The organism is Candidatus Eremiobacteraceae bacterium, from assembly GCA_035710745.1.
In the GTDB taxonomy this organism is placed as follows: domain Bacteria; phylum Vulcanimicrobiota; class Vulcanimicrobiia; order Eremiobacterales; family Eremiobacteraceae; genus JANWLL01.
On record DASTCX010000009.1, the window covers coordinates 1 to 22,766 of the forward strand.

Genomic DNA, 22,766 nt, shown 5'->3' on the forward strand with positions numbered 1-22,766 from the left:
GATCCAATGGGTCAAATACCAGGCCCGCGGCTTCCGAAACGAAGCACGCTTTGCCCAGGCCATCTACTTCCATTGCGGCGGCCTCGACCTATCGCCGAGCCACCAGAAAGCCTGAAGCGCCGATAAATCTCGACCGCTCCCTTTTCTTCCCGTAAGGCCGCGGCGGTCGAGATAAATCTCGGCCGCTCTCTTATTCTTTTTGCTAGATGGTCTCTCGGACGATGGCGATCTCGCCGTTCGCATCGGCTTGCGCCGTCAAGCTCTGACCGCGTGACGCGGTGCCCGCGAGCAGCGCCTTCGAGAGCGGCGCTCGCAGCCGCTTCTCGACGATTCGCCGAAGCTGGCGCGCGCCTTGGCGCGGATCGTCCGCTTCGCGCGCGAGCGCATCGATCGCCGAATCCGCCACGCGCAGCTCGATGCCTTGCGCGGCCGACGCGGCGACGAGCGGCGCTACCTCGCGCACCGCGATCGCACGCAGTTCGGTAAGGCCGAGTGGTGAGAAGATCACGGCATCGTCGAGGCGATTCACGATCTCCGGCGACAGCAGCACGCCGATCGATGACGGGTCGGCGTCGGCGGCGAGATTCATCGTGAGGATGACGAACGCGTTGCGGAAATCCGCGAGCCGGCCCGACGCGTCCGTCAAACGGCCGTCGTCGAGCATTTGGAGCAGCAGATCGAGAACCGCGGAGTCGGCGCGGTCGACATCATCGAAAAGGACGACAGAATACGGACGCCGTCTGACGGCCTCGGTCAGCTCGCCGGCGCGATCCGATCCGGCGTAGCCCGGCGGTGATCCGATGAGCCGCGCCACGGACGCGGCGCTACCGAACTCCGACATGTCGAAGCGCAAGAGCGCATCGTCGGAGCCGAAGAGCACCTCGGCGGTCGCTCGCGCGAGTTCGGTCTTCCCGACGCCCGACGGACCGGCGAACAAGAGCGACCCGGCGGGTCCGCGCTCGCGCCGCAAACCGGCGCGCGATTGACGCACGCATTCCGCGATCGCGCGCAGCGCCGGTTCTTGTCCGACAATGCGCCGCCGCAGCCGATCTTCCATATCCAGCAAGCCGGCCGCCTGATCGGCGCTCATCGTCTCCACGGGTACGCCTGTCCAACCGGAGACGATGCGGGCGATGTCGTCGGCGGTGACGTTCGTGCCGCCGCGCATCGCGACCATCGCGGCAGCTTCGTCGAGGAGGTCGAACGCCTTATCGGGCAGGCGGCGCTCAGGGATGAAGCGTGCGGAGAGCCGCACCGCCGCGACGAGCGCGCCGTCCTCGATCTGCACGCGATGATGGCGCTCGTAGCGCGGTCGCAAGCCTTCGAGCATCGAGCGGCAATCGGACTGCGTCGGCTCCTCGACGATGACGGGCTGGAAGCGGCGCTCGAGCGCTGCATCATGCTCGATGTGACGACGGTAGTCATCGAAGGTGGTGGCACCAATGCACCGGAGATCGCCGCGCGCAAGCGCCGGCTTGAGCATGTTGGCGGCGTCGACGGTCGAGCCTTCGGCGCTGCCGGCGCCGACGAGCGTATGCAGCTCGTCGATGAAGAGGATGACGTCGTCCGGGAAGCGCTTCAATTCTTCGAGCACGCGACCGAGACGCGCTTCGAACTCGCCGCGATACTTCGTGCCGGCGACGAGCACGGCGGGCGAGAGTGCGACGATGCGCCGGCCGAGCAGCGTTCGGGGGACGTCACCGCTCACGATACGCAGCGCGAGTCCTTCGACGATTGCGGTCTTGCCGACGCCGGCGTCGCCGATGAGCACGGGATTGTTCTTCGTCCTTCGCGCGAGGATGCGCACGACACGCTCGATCTCGGGCGCGCGACCGATCACGGGGTCGAGGCGCCCTTCAGCGGCGAGCTGCGTGAGGTCGCGCGAGACCGAGTTGAGTGTCGGCGTCCGATAAGCCGCGGCGACTGCGACAGGGCCGCCCGAAGAACGCGTTTGCGGCGCGTCAGGCTGCTCGGCGTTTCGGCGGGCGGCGAAGGCTGCCGCTAGAGCCGCCGCGCCAAAAGCGGCGAGTGCGGCGCCGCTCGCGATGACCGCCCGTGTCCGATCCGCGGCCGCCCTGCACGAATCGCAGAGCGGCTCAGCGACGGCGCGTCCCCCTCGAAGCGCGATACTCGTGCCCGTCGCCGGCTTCGCATTGCAGCGCGCGCATAACGTCTTCATCTCGTCGGGTCGTCCTCTCCGAACCAAAGCGTCAACAAACCGTGGATGATGCGTGCGGTCGCGCCCCAGATGCGATCTTCGCCGACATGATACGCATAGATCGTGCGCGACGTTCCGTCGGGACCGCGCAGCTCGTACGACTCGACGCCTTGCGACAACAGTGTCGCGAGCGGAACGGTGATCGGTCGAGCGACCTCGAGCGGATCGCAAACGACCTCGGGCTCGGAGCCGATGAAGCCTGCGACCGGCGTGATAATGTAATTGGAAACGAAAGTGTGGACGTCGTCGAGCAAACCGAGGACGCGGACGGAAGCCGGATCGATGCCGAGTTCCTCACGCGCTTCGCGCAGGGCCGCGTCGACGACGTCGCGATCGGCGGTCTCTATGGACCCGCCGGGCAGACAGATCTCGCCTTTGTGATCGATGACCTCGTGCGTGCGCTCGAAGCACGCGAGTTGCAGACCAGCGGGTGCTGATATGATCGGCACGAGAACGGCTGCGCGTCGTGCGCCGGCGTCGTGATACTCGACTCGCGAACGAGCGGCAAGACGCTGCTGGAGCGTCTCGATCGAAGTCGAGGCGTCTAGCAGCCGGTCAGTTGAGCGAGATCCGTACCGTAAAGGCCTTGCGCCGCTCATCATCGTCGCCGTCATCGCTTTCGTGGTCCGCCTTCGACGCGTTCGAAGCGCGCAGCCGCCGTGTCTCCTCGTCGAGCAACCTCAGCTCGAGATCGAGCCGCTCGGCCGCCGACGACGACTCGAGCAGGGATTGCTTCGCGACTACGTCCACCTGCATCGCGTCGGCGATGAGGAAGGAAGAGACGGCCGGATCGTCCGGCAGTTGCACCGCCTCGAGTTCGCGGCCCGAGAGCTGGAGCAGCGCTTGGAGGTAGTCGCGGAAACTCTCGAGCGCGGCGGCGCGCAGCCTGACCGCCGCACCGACGGGTCCTATCGGCTCTTCGAGATATGATACCCGCGCGGTCCAAAATGGTTTCGTCTTGACGAATCGATCGACGCGGAAGCGCTGTAGGCCGCGCGCGACGATATATAGCCGTCCCTCGGAGAGTTTGCGCACCTCGACGATGTGCGCGACCGTTCCGACGGTCGCCGGGTCGAGATCGTCGACGACTTCGTTGCCCGCTTGATCAAGGACGACGCCGAACGGCGCGTCGCGCTCGATGCACGAGCCGATCATCGTCTTGTATCGTTCCTCGAAGACGTGCAAACGGATGCTGCCGCCGGGTACGAGCACGGCGCTCAGGGGGAAAAGATCGAGTTCGGTGTGGGATTGCATCGTCGTTGCGGCCGCGTGTGATGCGCCGCGGATCAGCGCGGCGTCAGCGAGCCGCGAATTCCTCGCGCCATGCGCCTGCTATGCGCTCGAGGGTCTTTTCATCGGCGCGCTCGGGGTCGTCCTCGAAGTCGTCGAGTTCGGTGACAAGGCGAAGCAGTTCCGGCAACGCGACTTGCGCCGGGTCTTCGTCCGGATGAGCCTGTGCCAGCTCGAAGCCGATGTCCTCGATATCCTGCCACGTGAGGCCCATGAGCTACAACCTTCCCCCGCTTCCCGAGCGGACCCCCAATTTGGGCGTCCGCGCACTCGTGACCTTTAAGAGATGCCGACGATGTGGTATCCCGCGTCGACGTACAAGACGTGGCCGGTTATCGCAGTCGAGAGATCGCTTGCCAAGAACACCGCAGCGTTCGCGACATCGTCGGCGACCGCGTTGCGACGCAGCGGCGATTTCGCTGCGACATCGCCGAGGATACTCGTGAAGCCGCTGACGGCGCGCGCCGACGCGGTCTTGATCGGTCCTGCGGATATCGCGTTGACGCGGATGCTGTTCTCGCCGAGATCGACGGAGAGATATCGCACGGACGCTTCGAGCGCCGCTTTCGCGACGCCCATCACGTTGTAGTTCGAGACCGCGCGCACCGAACCGAGATAGGTCATCGTCATGACCGATGCGTTCGTCGCGAACACCGGCACGAGCACGCGGCAGAGCGCGACGAGCGAGTACGCGCTGACGTCGAGCGCGAGGGCGAACCCGTCGCGCGACGTCGCGTAGAACTTGCCGCCGAGCTCTTCCTTGCGCGCGAACGCGATGCTGTGGACGAGCGCGTCGAGTTTCACGCCCCGTTTCTCAATGAAGTCGCGCAGCGCCGCGAGGCTCTCGTCCTTCGAGACGTCGCACATCGTCGCGACCCCGCCGCACTCGGCGGCCATCTTCTCGACCTCGTCCTTCGTCCGCTCGCCTTCGTACGTCAGGATGAGATTCGCGCCGTGTGCGTGGAAGGCGCGAGTGATGGCGTACGCGATGCTCCAACGGTTTGCGATGCCGGAGACGAGTGCGGTCTTCCCCGACAGCAGCGCCATCAGCGCCCAGCCTCGTCGAGCCGCTTGTTGATCTCATCCCAGTTGACGACGTTCCACCACGCACCGAGATAATCGGCGCGGCGGTTCTGGTATTTCAAGTAGTACGCGTGCTCCCAGACGTCGTTGCCGAAGATCGGCGCGTTGCCCGACGAGATCGGATTGTCTTGGTTCGGCGTGCTCGCGATCTCGAGCTTTCCGGCGGACGTTTTCACGAGCCACACCCAACCGCTGCCGAACTGCTTGGTGCCGGCTTCGTTGAACGACTTCTTGAACGTCTCGAAGTCGCCGAAGGTCGACGCGATCGCTTCGCCGATCCGTCCGGTCGGTGCGCCGCCCTTGCCTGGGCCCATGATCGCCCAGAACATCGTATGGTTGACGTGGCCGCCGCCGTTGTTGCGGACCGCCGCTTTGATGTCGTCCGGCACTTTCGACAGGTCTTTGATGAGATCGAGCGCGCTCTTCGATCCGAGCTCGGGATGCTTTTCGATGGCCGCGTTGAGATTGGTGACGTACGCCTGATGATGCTTGTCGTGGTGGAGCGTCATCGTCTCCTTGTCGATGTGCGGCTCGAGCGCGTCGTACGCGTAAGGAAGTTTCGGAAGTTCATGCGCCATTACGGATGACCTCGCTTCATTTCGGGTATGTGATAGACGCCAGCAGTTTGCAAGGGCTAGATGTTACGGACAGCGAGGGGTCAAGTCCTAGCCCGGCGTACGTCGACCCGCATGCGGGTCACCGTCCGATTGTTCGCCGCGCACCGCGAGGCGGCTGGAACGAGCTCATACATCGCCGATCTCCCCGACGGCGCGACGGTGTCGGATGCGTATGCGCGCGTTTGCGGATCGTTCCCCAAGATCGTGCAAAGCGCTGCGTCGACGGCCTTCGCGCTTAACCGCGCGCACGTACGCGGCGACGCACCGCTGAGCGACGGTGACGAAGTCGCGATCCTTCCGCCGGTCGCAGGCGGATGAGCGCGCACTTCCTGTTGACGAGCGAGCCGCTCGACGAACAAGCCGTCGCATCGGTGCTCTATCGGGATGGCGCCGGCGCGATCGTGACGTTCGTCGGCCGCGTCCGCGCGAACTCGCGCGGCCGCGATGTGACGAAGCTCGAGTACGAAGCGTATCCGGAAATGGCTGAGGGAGTGTTCGTGCAGATCGCGGATGAGATCCGCTCGCGCGGCGGCGTCATCGACGTCGCGATCCACCATCGCGTCGGCACGCTCGAAGTCGGAGAGGTCAGCGTCGTCGTCGCGGTGAGCGCGGCGCATCGCTCGCCCGCCTTTGACGCTTGCCGCTATGCGATCGACCGCCTCAAGCAGATCGCACCTATATGGAAGAAAGAGCACTCACCCGACGGCGCCGTGTGGGTCGAAGACCGCCCATAGCGATGGAATCTTCGAGACATACAACCTGGATGGGGAGCGGTCGAGATTTATCTCGACCGCCGCGACCTATCCCTATGAAGGAGAGGGCGCGGATGCACGGGTTGAGAATCGCTATCCCTGCCATTGCGGCCGCTGCCGTGATGAGCCTAACGGCATGTCACGCGGCAGCAAACGAAAGCGCCGCAGATTCCACCGTTGCACCGGTCTCAACTAGCGGTGATATCGCGTCCCTCGTCAAGACCGAGACCTTCGACCCTCCGATCGCGTTGCGACCTGACGAGTTCATCGACTCGATTCGAATATTCTCCGGCTTCGATGGCGCTCCGTCACTTGTTATGAGGGTCCCCTGCATTCGCCTCGTGATCCACGTGAGGCCGTTGCCTGGGAGTCCGCCGACTGCGAACCTAGGCTGCTCGTGGGAAGCGCAAAAGATCTTTCGCGGCGACCGAGCGGGCTTGTGGCTGACCCAGAACGCTGAGATGATTGCTTTTCCGGGCGATGTACCAGATCCTGAGCCGAGTCTGGTACCCGCACCTCGTCTGAGCGCGGCTGTCACGACGAATCCCCAAGGGGCAGTAGCTGGGAATGCTGTGAAACTGGTAAGAGAGGAGACGTTCGACCCGCCGGTCTTCCTCGGCGACTATATGTGGCTCGACTCGATTCGCATGTTCAACGGCTTCGAAGGCGCACGATCGCTCGTGCTCGGCCTTCCATGCCTGCATCTCGACAGGCGAGCGAATCCTAGACGCGACAGAGATCTACTCCCTACCCTGACCAACGGGTGTGTCTGGCAGAAGATACCAACCGGCAAATGGGCTGGCCGTTATCTCACATATGGAGGTGAGGTCGTTCGGGCACTGCCGCACTGAACAAGATTCGTGTAAGACCGCGGCGGTCGAGATAAATCTCGACCGCTCCCCTTTCTCAATGCCCCGTAAAGATCGCGGCGGTCGAGATAAATCTCGACCGCTCCCATTTCTCCATGCCCCGTAAAGACCGCGGCGGTCGAGATAAATCTCGACCGCTCCCCTTTCTCCATGCCCCGTAAAGAGCGCGGCGGTCGAGCCAAAGCTCGACCGCTACAAGACTAACGTTAACGCCAGGCTTAGAAGTCGTCGTCGCCCTCTTCGGCCTGGAACTCTTCTTCCTCGTCGCCGAAGCCGTCCTCGTACTCTTCCTCTTCCTCATAATCTTCGACTTGGAGGATCGAGTCCGGGTTCTCGTTTTCGAGCCGGCTCTTGTCGGACGGCGCTTCTTCACGTTTCGGCTGCCGCGGAGCCGCCGCAGGGCGAGCCGCCGGAGCCGGGCGCGGTTCGGCCGGCGCAGAGGCCGTCGGCTTCTTGGCGGGCCGTTTCGGAGCTGCGCGCTTCGTCGCGGCCTTCTTCGCAGCCCGTTTCGGCTTGCGCGCGGAGACTCGTTTCTTCGTCGCTGCTCGCTTGGCCGCCGGCCGCTTCTTCGCGGACGACTTCGGCTTGCTCGCTGCCCGCTTGCGGGGCGTTTTCGTACGCTTCGCTGCGCGCTTTTTCGGCTTACCTCTCATCTCAAGCCTCCGATGTCATCATGCCCTTACGGTCGATAGCGATGCGCGCCGTTCGTCGGTCCTCGACGCACTCCTTCTGCTCCCTTAATCCACGAAAAGCGGCCATCAGAGCGCCTCGACGATCGTCAGAACCTGCGCCGCATGGCCGCGCGCTGAGACGTTCTCGAACACGTGGCGCACGATGCCCGTGTCGTCGATCACGAACGTCGTCCGGTTGGCGAACCCGAGCGGGCCGGCGATGCCGAGTCGCTTCAATATCTCGGCGTTCGGATCGGCGAGAAGGTGAACTTTTAAATCGTGCTTCGCCGCGAAACGGCGGTGCGATTCGACCGTATCCTTGGAGATTCCGACGAGCGCTGCGCCGGCCTTGTCGAAGTCAGCGGACCGCTGACTGAACTCTACGGCTTCGACCGTTCAGCCAGGCGTGTCGTCTTTCGGATACGACCAAAGCACGACATGTTTCTTACCGCGAAAGTCGGCAAGATCGAGCGGCCCTTCCGGCGTCTCGCCGGCGACCGCGATCATCGGTTCGCCGACCTTGACGTTCGTGCTCACGGTATGACCCTGCGGACTTGGAAGATCCGATCGCCGGTGTCGACCGTCGTCGGCTGGCCCGCCACCGGCGTCAGCGCCGCCTTGAGAACGCACGAGCCGACCTGGTCGTCGTGGATGTAGACCTGTCCCTCGTACAGGCGCGTCGAGCTTTGGCGGCAAGTCGTGCGGCGTACGAGCTCGCCGCCGGCCGCTGCAAGCCCGATCTCACACTCGCCGACGAACGGCTTGGCGAATGACAGGCTCACGTAGAGCACCTCGCCCGGATAGTAGACGTCTTTCCTCGGCGTGTAGTCGACGCGTTCGATCTGAACCGGCATGACGGGCGCGAGTTCGCGCAACCGGCGTTGCGTCCTTGTCTTTAGACCGGGGCCCGGTCGAGGCGCGGGCGAAGCAAGCGCCGATGGACGTGCGCTTTGCGGCTGCTCTCGAAGCGATCGTCGGCCGCCGTCATGCGCTGACGACGCCGCAAGAGATCCGCGCGTACGCCTACGACGGTGGCGTCGACCGGTCGCTTCCGCTCGCGGTCGTGCTTCCCGGATCCACTGAAGAAGTCGCCGCGGTCGTCCGCGCATGCCGCGAACGCGACACGCGCTTCGTGCCGCGCGGCGCGGGCACGGGCTTGTCGGGCGGCGCGATCGCCGCCGGCGACGCTATCGTCATTTCGACCGCGCGCCTGTGTCGCATCCTCGAGATCGATGCGCCGAACCGGATCGCGCTCGTCGAGCCGGGCGTCGTCAACGCGGACGTCTCGGCTGCGGCGCGGCCGCACGGTCTGCGATACGTGCCCGATCCTTCGAGCATGGCAGCATGCACGATCGGCGGCAACATCGCAGAGAATTCCGGCGGCCTACATTGCCTCGCATACGGCGTCACCTCAGCTCATGTCCTCGGGATCCGGGTCGTCACACCCGACGGCGACATCGAGTGGCTCGGCGGAAAGACGATCGACACGCCGGGCTATGATCTCGCCGGTGTTTTCATCGGGTCGGAAGGCACGCTCGGCATCGCGACGCAGGCCGTGCTCGCGTTATCGCCTATCCCGGAGTCGGTGCAGACGCTGCTCGGGGTCTTCGATTCGACCGATGCGGCGACCGCGGCGGTCTCGGCGATCATCGCCCGCGGCATCGTCCCCGGTGCGCTCGAGATGATGGATGCCCTCGCTACGGCGGCGGTCGAAGCGGATGTCGGCGCGGGGCTGCCGACCGACGCCGCGGCGTTGCTCCTCATCGACATCGAGGGCCTGAGCGACGGGCTCGAGCAGACGGTCGATACGGTCGCATCGATCTGTCGCGAGAACGGCGCGCGCGAGGTACGCGTCGCAAAGGATGGCGCTCAGCGCGACCTTCTATGGAAGGGCCGCAAGAGCGCTTTCGGCGCGATGGGCCGCATCAGCCCGGACTATTACGTCCAGGACGGCGTCATCCCGCGATCGCAGCTGCCCGCGATGTTGCGCGACGTCGCGGCGGCGAGCGCGAAATACGGCTTGAGGATCGCCAACGTCTTCCATGCCGGCGACGGCAACCTCCACCCGCTCATCCTTTTCGACAAACAAAAGGACGGCGAGTTCGATCGCGCGCTCGCGGCGGGAGCGGACATCTTGCAAGCGTGCGTCGCGCGCGGCGGCAGCATCTCGGGCGAGCATGGCATCGGGCTCGAGAAGCGCGATTGCATGCCGCTCCAGTTCACGCCCGAAGATCTCTCGTTCATGGATCGACTCAAGAGCGCGTTCAATCCCGACGATCGCTGCAATCCCGGCAAGATATTCCCGACTGGCCGCCGCTGCGGCGAGTCGGCGCGCACCGCGAAGTCGGGAGCGCTCGACGACCGAACTGCCGCTCTGGCCGGCGAACCGTTTTGAAGCGCACGAAAGTCCTCCGCTCGATCCCGTTCGACTTGAGCTTGCGCGACGCGCTAGGCGAGCGGCTCCGAGTATTGCCCGGCGATTGCGCCCGTTATCCGGTCTCGGGTGTGACGCCAAAATCCGTCGCGCTGCCCCGCGATGCGAAAGAGACCGCTCTTGCTCTCGAAGCGGCGACCGCAGAGGGTGCAATCGTCGTCGTCCGCGGAGCGGGTACGAAGTCGCATCGCCAGCCGCCGCCGCGCACAGTCGAGGTCGTCCTCGACACGTCCGCGCTCGACACCGTCGTCGAGCACGCCCCGGAAGATCTCACCGTCACGGTCGGCGGCGGCACGCCGCTCGTCAAGGTCGAAGCCTTGTTACGCGCGCGCGGACAGTTCTGGCCGTGCGACGCACCGTTCGCGGCGTCATCGACCGTCGGCGGCACGATCGCTTCCAACGCGCACGGGGCCCTGCGCCTGCGCTACGGCGCATTGCGCGAACAGATCCTCGGCGCGCTGATCGCGACGCCCGACGGCGCGCTCGTCCGCACCGGAGCTCGCGTGGTCAAGAGCGTCGCGGGTTACGATTCGCACAAGCTCATTTCGGGTTCGTTCGGCACCCTCGGCGTCATCGCCGAAGCGACGCTGAAAGTCGCTCCGCTTCCGGAGACGGAGAACGTCGTCGTCGCACGATTCCGCAGCGCGGTGAGCGCATCGGCGATCGCGCGCGCGGTCGCGACCTCGCCGCTCTTCCCCATGGCGATCGTTCTGGTCGACGACGCGTGCGCCCGCCGCGTCGGCGCGTTGCTCGCCCACGCGTCGACCGGCTCTTGGCTGCTGCTCATCCGCTGCGGCGGAAACAGGCGGTCGGTGGCGCGACAGGTCTCCGACCTCACGAAAGCGTGCGAAGCGACAGGCGCGGACTCCGTTGACATCCTCGATCACGTGGCGACGCCACGCGCGTGGAGCGACATACGCGAACTGTCGGGCGGAGCGCCGTTCGACGCTCAGCGCTTTGTCGTTCTGAAGACGACGTCGCTGCCCACCGACACGCCCGCCGCGATCGCCGACGCTCGAAACCGATGGCCGGCCGCCGAACTGAGCGCACAACCCGCATCGGGCATCGTGTACGCGCATATCCCGGTTTCGGATCTTGCTCCGCCGGCCGGCGCGAACGGTGAGGCGCCGCATGTGGAGCCGCTTCATCGAGCTTACACGCGCGCCGGTTGGAGCGCGATCGTCTTGTCGGGGCCGCCATCGTCGCTCCCGCCGTACGTCACGGCGCCGTCGGCACCGACGCGTTTGTTCAGAGCGGTCAAAGCCGCCCTCGATCCTGCTGGGACGCTCGATCCAGGCCGGCTGCCGGGCGGCGTATGACTGCACCGGCACAGCCGCACGGCATCGGCACGTGCACGCGCTGCGGACTTTGCCAACAAGCGTGCCCGACGTATCGCGACTGGCGACTCGAGGCGGACTCGCCGCGTGGACGCGTCGAGATCGTCGAGCGCATCGCGGGAGGGGAGCGGCCGGATGCAGCGATGGCCGAGCATCTCTACGCGTGTCTCGGCTGCCGCGCGTGCGAGACCGCGTGTCCGTCGGGTGTGCCCTTCGGCGATCTCCTCGAATTCGGCCGCGGTGAAGTCGAACGCGCCGGTACGATCGCGCCGGAGCGCGGCGGCTGGCGGACGTTCCGCTCGCTCATGTTCGAGCGCATCCTTCCATCGCGAGCGCTGTTCGGCGCGATGATGATGCCGGCGAAAGTCTTGCGCCACATGCCGACGCTCGCGCGTCTGCTGCGGTCGCTTCCGATGTCGGGCGGCGCGCGGCGCGCACTCGCGATGGCGTCGATCGATACCCCGGTCGGCAGTGGCCGGTTGTCTGCGCACGCGAAAGCGATCGGCGAACGACGCGCTCGCGTCGCGCTTTTCACCGGCTGCATCATGGAGTCGCTTTTCGGCGGCGTCAACGAAGCGCTCGTCCGCGTCCTGCGTTCGTGCGGTTGCGATGTCGTCGCGCCTTCCGGTCAGTGGTGTTGCGGCGCGCTCAACGTGCACGCCGGCGAGCGGCGGCGAGCGCTTGCCATGGCCCGTCGCAATATCGAAGCGTTCGAGCGCTCGGACGCCGAGGCGATCGTCGTCGATTCGGCGGGTTGCGGCGCGCACATGAAGTCGTACGGCCAGCCTCTCGAAGGCGAGCCCGCATTCGCCGATCGCGCCGCCGCGTTCGCCGCTAAGATCGTCGACGCGACCGAGTACCTCGATCGGATCGGCGTGATCATGGACCGCGCGCCCTCCGCGCGCCGCGTCACGTATCAAGACGCCTGCCATCTCGCGCACGGACAGAAGGTCCGTCAGGCGCCGCGGGCGCTGCTGCGGGCCATGCCGGGGATCGAATTCATCGAGCTGCCTGACGCAGACCGCTGTTGCGGCGCAGCCGGCGTATATTCGCTCACCCACCCGGCTATGTCGCAGCGCGTTCTCGACGAAAAGCTTGCGAAGATCGCGCAGACCGGTGCCGACACGGTCGCGGTGACGAACCCAGGCTGTCACCTTCAGCTCGCGCCCGCACTCGCACAGCGCGGCGTCCGCGTCCGTCATGTCGTCGAGCTTGTCGACGAGGCGATACGTCACTCGTCCCGAGGGACGGCCTTTTAGGCAGCCTCCTCGCCGCCACGACCAGCCGCCACTGCCGATAACTTCATTATACCTTCGCAACACTCGTCGCGCTGAGGGAATACCGGACGTTGCCTTCGCGAGTTCCGCATCTGCAGCCGGCCCCTCCGGCGCCATCGACGCCGCGCTCTAAGCCGCCGCCGCTCGCGTCGCTCATCCGCGTCGCTTCGACCGCGGGCCACGACGAATTTTTCAAGCACCTTCACGCAGCGCTGCGACGCGAGGTCGGACACTGCGATCTCAGCGTCTGTCAGCTCGACGGCGCCGGCGCCGGCTTCATCACCCGCTACTCACGCGCCGACGATGGCAGCGATTTCGATCCCATCATCACCGCGGTCGATGCGTTCGCTCTGCTCTCGTCGAGCGACGCGTGGCGACAAGGCACGAACGGGCGGTTCGTCGTGCCGTTGCGGTCGGAAGGACGCGGGATCGGCTACGTCGCGCTGAAGACTTTACGGCCGCTCGACGACGCCGAGATCGAGTGGGTTTCGGGAGCCGCCGGCGTCGCTGCGCTCGTCGTCGGTGCGGCGACTTCGGCCGACGAAGCGTTGGCGCGCACCGAAGACATCCGGCTGCTGCTGAAGACCGCGCGCGCGCTCGCGAGCGAGCGCGATCTCGAAGATCTCTTCGAGCGCTTCCACGAGCTCATCAAGCCGATCATGGACGCGACGTCGTTCTTCGTCGCGCTCGGCTCGTGGGAGACCGGGCAGATGACGATCCCGTTCGGTATGGACGGCGACGATCGCATGCCCGTAGGCGGCAGCCTACCCATCGAAGCATCGCTCACCGGTCACGTGTTCCGCGAAGGCCGGCCGCTCATCGTCAAGACGCTGGCCGATTTCGATGCGTATCCGAGCGTCATCCGAGGTGAGGGCGCAGAGACGCAGAGCGCGCTCGTCGTGCCGATGCGCGTCGAGAACCGTACGATCGGCGTCATCTCCGTCCAGTCGCTCCGGCCGAATGCGTATACCGAACGCGAACGCGATCTGCTCGCGGCGATCGCGGAGCAAGCGGCGATCGCGGTCGAGAACTCGCAGCATCTGAGCAGCAGCGCACAGCTCGCACGCGAGCTGACGCTGCTCGCGGAAGTCTCGCGGGCGCTCTCGACCGAGCTGTCGCTGCGCGAGCTGTGCAAGACCGTCTGCCGCGAGGCGCGCCGCGTCATGGACGCGCCGGTGTTCATGGTCGCGCTGCGGGTCGACGGCACCGATACGATGCGCATCGAGTACTGCGTCCAAGACGACACGGAGTTCGAGTTCGCCGACTACTCGCTCGAGAATTCGATCGCGAAGCGCGTCATCGAGCAGAACGAGCCGATCGTCCTCCAGACGCGATCGGATCTCGATCGGACGCCGCACCGCTACTTGCACCAGGACGACAAGTCGCTAAGGTCCGTCGCGATGGCGCCCTTGCGTCTGGGCGACAGATGCATCGGCGTCATGACGGCGCAGTCGTATATGGACGGCGCCTACGACGACTCGAGCATCCGGCTGTTGACTGCGATCGGCGAGCAGATGGCGCTTGCCGTACAGAACGCGCAGCTCTTCCGCGAAGCCCGCAACCGTGCTGATCGCGACCCGCTGACCAACGTCTACCATCACCGCTATCTCAAGACGCGGCTCGAAGAGGAGCTGAACCGGGCTCGCGGTTCGACGGAGTCGATCGCGGTCATCATGCTCGACCTCGACAACTTCAAGCTCGTCAACGACACCTACGGCCACCTCGTCGGCGACGAGGCGCTTCGCGTCGTCACGGCCGTGCTGCACAAGGCGTGCCGCGCGACCGATATCATCGGCCGCTACGGCGGCGACGAATTCATGATCGTCCTGCCAGACACGGCCCCGGATCAAGCGATCAACGTGGCCGAGCGCATCGAAGCCGAGCTCGCCGCACAGCAGCTGCGGCCTGGCGAAGGCGAAGCGATCCCGCTTCATTGCTCGATCGGCCTCGCGACGCATCCGCGCGACGGCACGACCGCGGCCGAGCTCGTCGCCAAGGCGGACGCGGCGCTCTATCAAAGCAAACGCCAGGGGCTTCCGATGTCGCGCTTACAGCGCGTCGGCAACACGCAGCTGCGCCTCGAAGGCGATTTCTCGGCGGTGGCGGAGCTGCTCGCGGCGCTGCTCGCACGCGATCCTGCGACGCGCAGCCATCTCGAGCACGTCAATCGGCTCGCGTCAGGGTTTGCGACGGCGCTGGGACTCAGTTCGGCCGAGCGCGATACGCTGCTGCTCGCAAGCGTGCTTCACGATATCGGCAAGATCGCGATCCCGGATTCGGTGCTTCGCAAGCCCGGCAAACTGACGCCCGAAGAGCGTGCCCTCGTGCGCCGTCATCCGGTGCTCGGCGCGACGCTCATCGAGCATATCCCCGGCTTCGCCGACGCGGCGGTCGCTGTGCGGCATCACCACGAACGGTTCGATGGTCAGGGTTACCCGTATGGCCTCGCCGGTTCGGCGATCCCGTTGTCGGCGCGTATCGTCACTTTGCTCGACGCATTTTCCGCGATGACGATCGATCGGCCGTATCACAAGGGACGAAGCGTCGAAGACGCCGTCGCCGAGCTGCGTCGTTGCGCCGGGACTCAGTTCTGTCCGTCGATGGTGGAAGCGTTCGCCGCGATGATGCGAGGGTGACGAGAGCTCGTTAGTCGAGCATTTCCCGGCACGAGATGCCCATGCGCGTGAGCGAGACCTGGAAGAAGCGCCGCGTCAGTTCGAGCGACGCGCCGTGCAGCGAGCCGTAGGCGTTGCTGCGCGTGTCGGCCGGGATGTCGCCGTCGAAGATGTCTTCGAAGAAATCCCGTACTGCTTGTACCGATAGCGTGGCCGGGCGGTGTCTGTCCGCCAACTCGATCCCTTCGCGCGGCATCGTGCGCGCGACCGGGGGGATCGCGAAGCCGTCGAACATCATCGCGTATTCAAGACGCGCCAGGTTGAAGCGCTCGACCGCGTCGTTGTAGGAAAGGACCAGCTCGTTCAGTTCGTCGTTCATTTTCCGTTCTTGCCACCGTTAGATGATAACGTTATCGGCGGCTGTTCTGTCTTGCCCCAACGGGCGCTGCTGACGTCCCGTCGTTTCGTGACCCTGCGCACCCGGGGAGCGGTCGAGATTTATCTCGACCGCCTCGGCCTGACCATGGTCACTGGGGATTAAGGCTTACGTCCTGTCGTGTACCTCCGGGATCGGGCGCGATCACGAGGTTTCCGTCGACCTCTGAAAAGCCGGACGCTCGAACAGTATACGTCGCCGGGCCGAGCGGCAAGGCGGCGATCGAATAATATCCGTCGCCGTTCGAAAGACCGGCGTGTTGCGTAGCGTCCGACGCCGTCACCAGGATCTGCGCGTTCGCGACGGGCCCGCTTGGACTTGTGACAACGCCTTGCAGCGTCCCCGTCGGCGCCGTCGGATTCGGGTGCGCCTGGAGAATGTTGCATCCGGCTAGCGCCGCCGCGGTCATCGCTGCGACCGCGACGAGGGTCAAGCGCCGCATGTCATTCGCGTTCGCGGCCGATGCGCCGGGCCCTCGCGTCCGAACGTCCTCTTCGCATGTGGGGCAGCCTCACCATGACCTCCGGACATGGGACTTTCACGGCGGGTCAGGGTCGCAAGTCCGCCTAACGACCGGGCATGGATGTTCATTTCGCGATCACCGCGATCGCGACTGCGTTCACGATCATCGACCCTATCGGCATGGTGCCATATTCCCTAACGGTGACCGCCGGCGCGCCGCCGGACGTGCGACGTAGGACTATCGACCGTGCGGTCATCGTCGCCGCTTGCGTCATCCTCTTCATGGGTCTCATCGGCCGCGGGGTGCTGACGTATCTCGGCATCACGCTGCCCGCGTTCTCGATCGCGGGCGGCATCCTGCTGCTGCTCATCTCGATCGACTATCTCTTCGCTCGCCCGTCGGGCACGCGCAAGACCGACGAAGAGGAACAGGAGGCGATCCTCAACGAGAACGTCGCGGTTTTCCCCCTCGCGATCCCCATGATCGCCGGGCCGGGGACGATCACGACCGTATTGCTGCTGCTCAATCTCGCGCACGGCGATCCGGTCAAAGTCGTCACCGTTTTCGTCTCCTACGCCCTCGCGCTTTTCACTACGTGGCTCACGATGCGCGGAGCCGACAAGATCTCACGCTTCTTCGGCAAGACCGGCATCCACGTCGTCACGCGGTTGCTCGGCATCATATTGTCGGCGCTTGCTGTGCAGTTCATCCTCAACGGTCTGAGCCAATCCCCGCTCTTCCACGCCGCTTTTTAACACTCGATCGACCGCTCTTCGCAAAGGGCCAAGGGAGCGGTCGAGATTTATCTCGACCGCCGCGGCCTCAACTGCGAGCGTGTCTCCGGTCGAGCTAAAGCTCGACCGCTACAATATCTAAGGCTAGCGGGTCCAGAAGCCGGTCGGGTCGATGGAGCGGATGACGCGCAGCTCTTTTTCTGACGGCTCCGACGTCGTCGAGCAATCCGGCGCGAATCGGACAGGCCAGCCCGTGTTCGCGCGGATGTCGTCGGCGCTGACGCCGGGATGGATCGACGCGACGTACGCCAGACCGTCGTCGCCGAAGCGCAGTACGGCCATCGTCGTGATGATCGCGCTCGGGCCGCCGCGCGGAAGACCCTGACGCTCGCGCCAACCGGCCCCGTCACCATTTCCGGGTGAGGTCACATACGCGACCCGCTCGACCAGTCGGCGCGAATTGTGGTCGACGATGACGACGAAGCGCTTCGCGAGTGACGCGATGTCCGCTGCGCCCCCGCTGCCCGGCAACTTGACGAATTCCTTGCCGTCGCGGCCGGCATACGACGTGTTGATGTTGCCGAAACGGTCGACTTCCGCGCCGCCGATGTAGCCGAGATCGACCTCGCCTTTTTGGAGCAAGCCCATCACAGTCGACATGCTGCAGCACATCGACGCGCCCTCGATGTTCGGCGGATCGCCCATCGTGTAGAGAAGCGACTCGGACGGGCGGTCGCGGATGACGCCGTTCTCGAAAAAGCCGACAGCGTTCGGCGCGTGCATCCGCTTGGCGAGCGCGAACGCGATCAGCGGCAGACGCATGCCCACGAAAACGACGTCGCCGTCACCGATCTCTCGCGAGCCCGCGACGACCATGAGCTCGGCCGGCGAATAGCTCTGGTTAGTCATGTCGCGCTGTAATTAACCGGCGCGGCGGGGCAGTTGCCGCGAACGGCGAGCGATCGCCAACGATCTGCGCCGAGCGATTCGAGGAAGCGATCGCGGCCTTCGACGTCGTGCACCCATCGATCGAGCCACGCATCGGTGCCAGCGGCGGTTTTCGTCGCAGTGTGATACTCGCCGTAGTACGCATGATCGCGGCCATAATAGCCTTGGACCGACGACGGATGCGCGCCGCCGGGCTCGTGCACGACCGCGGTGACGCGATGCGGAGGGACGAGCACGCGATTCGGATCGCTCGTGATGACCGACCGGTCGACGATCTCCTCGGCGACGACGATGACGCGCTTGCCGGCTAGCGCGGCCTCGGCGCTGACGCCCAGGTTGCCCCACGCATGACAGCCGCCGTCTGCCGATGCGCGCTGGACATTGAGGATCGTCACGTCCGGCACGATGGCGGGCACGAAGAGCAGCTGCTCGTCCCCGAACGGCGACGCGCCGCGCTTGAACGGGCCGCCTTCTTTTGCGATATCGCTTCCGAGCAAGGTGCGGGTCGGAAGGTAGGGTACGCCGAGCGCGCCCGCGTTCAAACCGAGAGATATCGAGAAGTTCGAATGGTCGACGATCTCGATCGGGTTCGGCACGCCGCTTTCGGCTGCGCGCCGATAGTTGTAGCCGAGACCCGCGCTGACGTTGCCGATCCACGCGGCGATGACGCGAGCGACGCAGCCGGCGCCGATGAGTTGGTCGAAAAGGATGTCGGAGATCGGGCCGATGAGCGTCAGGTCGCGTCGTCGTTGACGGATGATCTCATGCCCTGCCGCAAACGGGATGAGCGCCTCGAGCGCGAGACCCATCGCGACGGAATCGCCGTCGCCGACGTAGCGCGAGATGGCCTCGCGCATCGTCAATATCTTGCTCGAGGCCATTCAGTGAGGCCGCGGCGGTGGAGATAAATCTCGACCGCTCCCTATTAGCTTGTAAGACCGCGGCGGTCGACCGTTAAGGTCGACCGCTCCATCCTCTAAGTCCATTTTTCGTTTTCGATCGATCGCCCAATCACTCGCCGGTGAACTTGGCCATCTTCTTGTCGACGTACGAATTGAGGCCTTCCTTCGCATCCTTGCTCTGGAAGAGGAGCTGTTGCAATTCGCGTTCGATCGCCAGCGCCTCGGAGAACGGCACCTCGGCGCCCGACTGCACGGCGCGCTTGATGTTGCCGACCGCCTTCGCCGCTTTGTTCGGCGTCGTGAACTGTTTCGCGTACGTCATGACGTCGCTCATGAAGCTAGCGCCGTCACCGTCGTAGATCTCGGTGACCATGCCGTACTCTTGCGCTTCCTCGAACGAGAAGGTGCGGCCGGTAACCATGAGCTCGATCGCCTTCGCCTTGCCGACGAGCCGTGCCAGTCGCTGCGTGCCGCCGGTGCCCGGCAGAACTCCCAACGCGACTTCGGGTAGTCCGATCTTGCCTGCGTTGCGCCGCGCAAGGCGGATGTCGCAGGCCATCGCGATCTCGAGGCCGCCGCCGACCGTATGGCCGTTGAGCGCGGCGATGACGAGCTTCGGCGTCTGCTCGAGGCGCGTCAGCGTCTCATTGGCGTGCAGGCAGAAGTAATACTTGAACGTCGGATCGACTTGCTGGAGCATGCCGATGTTCGCGCCGGCGCAGAAGAACTTCTCGCCGGCTCCGGTGAGGACGATGACCTGCGCCTCTTTGTCGAAGCGCGCCTTCAGGATCGCGTCGTCGAGCTGGCGCATCATCTCGTGCGTGTACGTATTCGCCGGCGGATCGTCGAGCGTGATGATGGCGATGCCGCCTTGCTTCTCGTACTTGACGAGCGTCTTTTCCGCGATGGTGGTAGCCACGGTGATCTCCTTTTGCCGAGCTTCGCCCGGCCGGTCGAGCTAAAGCTCGACCGCTACATATCAAGCCGCTTTGGGGGCGACCCAGTCGTTGCGCTTCATTATCTCGGCGAGCGCCGCCTCGTCATCGGGGCCGGGCAGCACGGCAGCGATGTGTTTCTCGTATTCGTCGCTATCGAGGATGCGGCCGTCGACCGCGTGCCGCTTGCCGGCGAACTCGCCGATCTTGCGGTTGAAGCGGATGTCGGGCATGTAGAGCTTCTCTTCGCCGGGTATGATCGTGTTGATCTGATCGAGGATCTTGCGGCATTCCTCGTAGTATCCGCGGCGCGCGTAGTCGTTGAGCAGCTCGACGTTGGCCGGGCTTTTCTCTTTATCTTCCTCGGGCCGGCCTTTGATGCCCCAAAGGTATGCCCACACGGCGCTCGACGAGTGATCGTTGCCGAAGAGATCGAGCGATCCCGACAGCCACTTGTTGTGGAACTTCTGCTGGATGTCTATCGGAATGACGCCGGCCTTCGCGACGCGCTTGAGACCCGTCACGCCCGTACCGAGATGGAACGACTCTTCGCGAAGCATCGGACCCATGCTGCGGGAGAGCGGTGAAAAACCGCTGTGCGAGAGCATCTGCAGCTGGTACTTGCCGTCGCGGTCCATGTAGTTCTGATAGGCGAACAGGTCGAGCCAGTGCTTGACCGGCGTGTTGAACGCGTTGAGCAGACGCGTGCCTTGATCGGCGCGGCGCTGGAGCATCTTCTCCGCTTCGATGCGCCCGTCGTTGCCGAAATGGTTGATGAGCAGATGGCACATCTGATAGCCGTGGCGCGTCTCTTCGATGAAGACGCGGCAGATCGAGTAGAGGTCGTATTCCGACGGTGCCTCGCGCAGCAGCAGCTTCTGCTGCTCGTTCGAAGCGAATTCGGTGTCGCCTTGATAGATTATCATGTTGAGGACCGCGTCGCGCATGCGCTGGTCGGGGATCTCGAGCACCTTTTCCCACTTGCGGCCACCGGCGAACTCACCGAACTCGATCTCGTCGCTCTTGAGCTCGCCGTACTTCGCCTCGAGCTGGTAACCGCCGAGGACGCGCTCGAAGACCTCGGGGTCGACATCGATCTCTTTCTGCCACTGCCGGCAGACCTCGACCCAGTCTTCGAAAGTCCGAATCCGCGCCATCGCTAGGAGCCTCCGCTAGTTTGTGTTAATATTCTCACGACCGTCTCGATTTCGACACACGGTATTCTACCAGGTTCGCCGACATGACGCAACGTCCCGCCCGCATAGCAAAACGCCCGCCGAGCATGACCGCGCTGCGTCCGCGTTCGATGCTCTTCACGCTTTTCGGCGACTACGCGCATCCGCGCAGGCGCGACGTGCCGCTCGCCGGGCTCGTCCACGCCGGCGGGGCGCTCGGGCTTTCGGAAGCCGCGGTTCGCTCGGCGGTCGCACGCCTCGCTCGGGAGGGGTGGATCGCCTCTCGGCGCGATGGCGGGCGCTCGCGCTACGGCCTATCCGCTTCCGGCCGAAGTCTCATCGAGGAAGGGACCGAGCGCATCTACGAGCGTCGAAGCCGTGCGTGGGATGGGGCGTGGTGCATGCTCACGTACACGATTCCCGAGTCGAAGCGCGCCGAGCGCGACCGCATCCGCAGGCAGCTCGCATGGCTCGGCTTCGGCGCGATGGGCGGCGGCACGTACGTGAGCGCGCGCGACGTCGCGCCGGAGACGATCGCGCTGCTACGGAAGCGCGGCGTCCACTCATACGCACGCGTGTTCTCGGCCAAGCTCGTCGGCCCGGGAGAGCAGGCCGATCTCGTCGGCCAATGCTGGGATCTCAAGGACGTCGCCGCGCGCTACGACGCGTTCGTGCAGCACTACGAGCCGCTCTACAAGCGCGATGCAAAGCTTGCGCGAAAAGGCGACCTCGAGGACTCTCAAGCTTTCGTCACGCGCTTCGCGCTGACGCACGACTTCCGCCGCTTCCCCTTCATCGATCCCGACCTTCCGCCGCGGCTGCTGCCCGCGAGATGGCCCGGCACGCGCGCCCGAGCGATCTTCGGAGCCCACAATCGCTTGCTCCGAGCCGGCGCCTTCCGTTTCTTCGATGCGATCGCGCGGCCCGACTTTGTCTGACGTCGAACGGCTCGCGCCGGATGTGTGGCGCATCGATCTGCCGCTGCCTTTCCGGCTGCGGAGCATCAATGTCTATCTCGTGCAAGGCAAAGACGGTTGGGCGCTCGTCGACACAGGCATCGACACGCCGGATTCACGCACCGCGTTCTCCGCAGCGCTCGAAACGATCGGCGTCGATCCGGCCGCGATCCGCGACGTCTACGTGACGCACATGCACCCCGACCACATCGGACTGTCCGGGATGCACGGCAAGAATGGTGCGACGATCCATCTCATGCGCGACGAAGAGCCGCGCGCGCGCTATATCTGGAGTGCGCAGCCGCTCGATCGCTGGATCGGCTACTTTTGCTCTCACGGCCTTGACGAGGCGAGCGCGTCGAGCGTCACCGAAGCGGCTGCGAAGCTGCGCAAAGCGGTAAGCCTGCCCGATCGCTTCGCGACGCTCGACGACCGCGATTTCGTGCGCCTCGGAGACCGCGCCGTCCGCGTCGTCTGGACGCCCGGCCACAGCGACTTCCACTACGTCCTCGTCGACGACGACGCTCGGGTGATCTTCGCCGGCGATCATCTGCTGCCGACGATCACGCCGAACATCGGGCTTTACCCGGAGTGCCGGCCGAACCCGCTCGACGACTATCTCAAGAGCTTCGCGCGCTTCGAGCGTCTCGGGGACTACACGGTGTACCCGGCGCACGGCATGCCTTACTCGGCGCTGCCCGACCGGATCCACCAGCTCGTCCTCCATCACCGGGAGCGATTGCAAGGCGTCTGGGATTGCGTCGTCGCGAAGCCGGATGGTGCGTGCTCGGCCGACGTCGTCGCTCACTTCTGGGGCGATCGGTTGAACTCACACGAGACGCGCTTCGCCCTAGTCGAAGTAGCGGCGCATCTGGAATATCTGCGCCTCGCCGGCGATATATCGTCCTCGATCGACGATGGCGTCATCCGCTATCACGAGGAATCAGCAAACCCGTCACTGCCGGTCTAACGCGGTAATCTTGTAGCGGTCGAGCTTTAGCTCGACCGGAGACGAGCTCGCAGTGGAGCGGCCGCGGCGGTCGAGCTAAAGCTC

The 22,766-nt window shown here is 65.1% G+C and carries 24 protein-coding genes and 1 pseudogene; 9 read left to right on the forward strand and 16 right to left on the reverse strand.

All coding sequences use genetic code 11. The features are described 5' to 3' along the window. Positions 1-202 precede the first annotated feature (202 nt). The 6 genes from VFO25_03765 to VFO25_03790 form a co-directional block, all read right to left on the reverse strand. On the reverse strand, positions 203-2,179 hold the full coding sequence (locus VFO25_03765) for an ATP-dependent Clp protease ATP-binding subunit (GenBank protein HET9342024.1): 1,977 nt from the start codon (positions 2,177-2,179) through the stop codon (positions 203-205). Then, a complete protein-coding gene (locus VFO25_03770) occupies positions 2,176-2,667 on the reverse strand; it encodes a CoA pyrophosphatase (protein HET9342025.1) in 492 nt (163 codons plus the stop codon). The genes VFO25_03765 and VFO25_03770 overlap by 4 nt, the downstream gene beginning before the upstream one ends. A 106-nt stretch (positions 2,668-2,773) precedes the next feature. Continuing rightward, positions 2,774-3,472 (reverse strand): LON peptidase substrate-binding domain-containing protein, encoded by a 699-nt coding sequence (locus VFO25_03775; GenBank protein HET9342026.1) that lies wholly within the window; start codon positions 3,470-3,472, stop codon positions 2,774-2,776. A gap of 43 nt (positions 3,473-3,515) precedes the next feature. Then, a complete protein-coding gene (iscX, locus tag VFO25_03780; GenBank protein ID HET9342027.1) occupies positions 3,516-3,722 on the reverse strand; it encodes a Fe-S cluster assembly protein IscX in 207 nt (68 codons plus the stop codon). A 65-nt stretch (positions 3,723-3,787) separates the two neighbouring features. Then, the gene (locus VFO25_03785; GenBank protein HET9342028.1) at positions 3,788-4,555 is read right to left on the reverse strand and encodes an SDR family oxidoreductase; all 768 of its coding nucleotides are present in this window, start codon (positions 4,553-4,555) and stop codon (positions 3,788-3,790) included. Continuing rightward, positions 4,555-5,169 carry a superoxide dismutase gene (locus VFO25_03790; protein ID HET9342029.1) on the reverse strand — a complete coding sequence of 205 codons (615 nt, stop codon included), beginning with the start codon at positions 5,167-5,169 and terminating at the stop codon, positions 4,555-4,557. The genes VFO25_03785 and VFO25_03790 overlap by 1 nt, the downstream gene beginning before the upstream one ends. Before the next feature lie 111 nt (positions 5,170-5,280). Between VFO25_03790 and VFO25_03795 the strand changes: the two genes are divergently transcribed. Together VFO25_03795 and VFO25_03800 are read left to right on the forward strand one after the other, a co-directional pair. Next, on the forward strand, positions 5,281-5,526 hold the full coding sequence (locus VFO25_03795) for a MoaD/ThiS family protein (protein HET9342030.1): 246 nt from the start codon (positions 5,281-5,283) through the stop codon (positions 5,524-5,526). Further along, positions 5,523-5,942 carry a molybdenum cofactor biosynthesis protein MoaE gene (locus VFO25_03800; GenBank protein ID HET9342031.1) on the forward strand — a complete coding sequence of 140 codons (420 nt, stop codon included), beginning with the start codon at positions 5,523-5,525 and terminating at the stop codon, positions 5,940-5,942. The genes VFO25_03795 and VFO25_03800 overlap by 4 nt, the downstream gene beginning before the upstream one ends. Positions 5,943-7,047: 1,105 nt before the next feature. Here the strand turns inward: VFO25_03800 and VFO25_03805 are convergent. The 4 genes and pseudogenes from VFO25_03805 to VFO25_03820 all read right to left on the reverse strand — a co-directional run bounded on the left by VFO25_03805 (position 7,048) and on the right by VFO25_03820 (position 8,354). Next, positions 7,048-7,482 carry a hypothetical protein gene (locus tag VFO25_03805; protein HET9342032.1) on the reverse strand — a complete coding sequence of 145 codons (435 nt, stop codon included), beginning with the start codon at positions 7,480-7,482 and terminating at the stop codon, positions 7,048-7,050. A gap of 105 nt (positions 7,483-7,587) precedes the next feature. Next, positions 7,588-7,878: pseudogene (locus tag VFO25_03810) on the reverse strand (peroxiredoxin). A gap of 18 nt (positions 7,879-7,896) precedes the next feature. Beyond that, positions 7,897-8,037 (reverse strand): hypothetical protein, encoded by a 141-nt coding sequence (locus VFO25_03815; protein ID HET9342033.1) that lies wholly within the window; start codon positions 8,035-8,037, stop codon positions 7,897-7,899. After that, a complete protein-coding gene (locus tag VFO25_03820) occupies positions 8,034-8,354 on the reverse strand; it encodes a hypothetical protein (protein ID HET9342034.1) in 321 nt (106 codons plus the stop codon). Before VFO25_03820 ends, VFO25_03815 begins: the two co-directional genes overlap by 4 nt. An 83-nt stretch (positions 8,355-8,437) precedes the next feature. Here VFO25_03820 and VFO25_03825 point away from each other — a divergent pair, with 83 nt between their 5' ends. The 4 genes from VFO25_03825 to VFO25_03840 all read left to right on the forward strand — a co-directional run bounded on the left by VFO25_03825 (position 8,438) and on the right by VFO25_03840 (position 15,184). After that, the gene (locus VFO25_03825) at positions 8,438-9,895 is read left to right on the forward strand and encodes an FAD-linked oxidase C-terminal domain-containing protein (protein ID HET9342035.1); all 1,458 of its coding nucleotides are present in this window, start codon (positions 8,438-8,440) and stop codon (positions 9,893-9,895) included. After that, complete coding sequence (locus tag VFO25_03830; protein ID HET9342036.1) at positions 9,892-11,253, forward strand: FAD-binding oxidoreductase; 1,362 nt, start codon at positions 9,892-9,894, stop codon at positions 11,251-11,253. Before VFO25_03825 ends, VFO25_03830 begins: the two co-directional genes overlap by 4 nt. Continuing rightward, a complete protein-coding gene (locus tag VFO25_03835; protein HET9342037.1) occupies positions 11,250-12,530 on the forward strand; it encodes a (Fe-S)-binding protein in 1,281 nt (426 codons plus the stop codon). The genes VFO25_03830 and VFO25_03835 overlap by 4 nt, the downstream gene beginning before the upstream one ends. Before the next feature lie 89 nt (positions 12,531-12,619). Next, positions 12,620-15,184, forward strand: a complete 2,565-nt coding sequence (locus VFO25_03840; protein HET9342038.1) for a diguanylate cyclase — start codon at positions 12,620-12,622, stop codon at positions 15,182-15,184. 10 nt (positions 15,185-15,194) lie between these two features. Here VFO25_03840 and VFO25_03845 read toward each other — a convergent pair whose 3' ends face one another. After that, positions 15,195-15,542, reverse strand: coding sequence for a hypothetical protein (locus tag VFO25_03845; GenBank protein ID HET9342039.1), 348 nt, complete (start codon positions 15,540-15,542; stop codon positions 15,195-15,197). Between the two features lie 148 nt (positions 15,543-15,690). After that, entirely contained in the window at positions 15,691-16,041 is a 351-nt protein-coding gene (locus VFO25_03850) for a carboxypeptidase-like regulatory domain-containing protein (GenBank protein HET9342040.1), read from the reverse strand. A 137-nt stretch (positions 16,042-16,178) separates the two neighbouring features. Here VFO25_03850 and VFO25_03855 point away from each other — a divergent pair, with 137 nt between their 5' ends. After that, positions 16,179-16,817 (forward strand): MarC family protein, encoded by a 639-nt coding sequence (locus tag VFO25_03855; GenBank protein HET9342041.1) that lies wholly within the window; start codon positions 16,179-16,181, stop codon positions 16,815-16,817. A 123-nt stretch (positions 16,818-16,940) separates the two neighbouring features. Here VFO25_03855 and VFO25_03860 read toward each other — a convergent pair whose 3' ends face one another. From VFO25_03860 to VFO25_03875, 4 genes are all read right to left on the reverse strand, one after another. Next, complete coding sequence (locus VFO25_03860; GenBank protein ID HET9342042.1) at positions 16,941-17,705, reverse strand: CoA-transferase; 765 nt, start codon at positions 17,703-17,705, stop codon at positions 16,941-16,943. Next, on the reverse strand, positions 17,702-18,601 hold the full coding sequence (locus VFO25_03865) for a CoA-transferase (protein ID HET9342043.1): 900 nt from the start codon (positions 18,599-18,601) through the stop codon (positions 17,702-17,704). Before VFO25_03865 ends, VFO25_03860 begins: the two co-directional genes overlap by 4 nt. Before the next feature lie 154 nt (positions 18,602-18,755). Continuing rightward, the gene (locus VFO25_03870) at positions 18,756-19,565 is read right to left on the reverse strand and encodes an enoyl-CoA hydratase/isomerase family protein (GenBank protein HET9342044.1); all 810 of its coding nucleotides are present in this window, start codon (positions 19,563-19,565) and stop codon (positions 18,756-18,758) included. A gap of 60 nt (positions 19,566-19,625) precedes the next feature. Beyond that, positions 19,626-20,738, reverse strand: a complete 1,113-nt coding sequence (locus VFO25_03875; GenBank protein HET9342045.1) for a Phenylacetic acid catabolic protein — start codon at positions 20,736-20,738, stop codon at positions 19,626-19,628. A gap of 125 nt (positions 20,739-20,863) precedes the next feature. On the opposite strand from VFO25_03875, the gene VFO25_03880 reads away from it, so the two are divergent. Together VFO25_03880 and VFO25_03885 are read left to right on the forward strand one after the other, a co-directional pair. Beyond that, positions 20,864-21,694: a PaaX family transcriptional regulator C-terminal domain-containing protein gene (locus VFO25_03880; GenBank protein ID HET9342046.1), complete on the forward strand. Its 831-nt coding sequence runs from the start codon at positions 20,864-20,866 to the stop codon at positions 21,692-21,694. Next, a complete protein-coding gene (locus VFO25_03885; protein HET9342047.1) occupies positions 21,687-22,682 on the forward strand; it encodes an MBL fold metallo-hydrolase in 996 nt (331 codons plus the stop codon). The genes VFO25_03880 and VFO25_03885 overlap by 8 nt, the downstream gene beginning before the upstream one ends. The last annotated feature ends 84 nt before the right edge of the window (positions 22,683-22,766 follow it).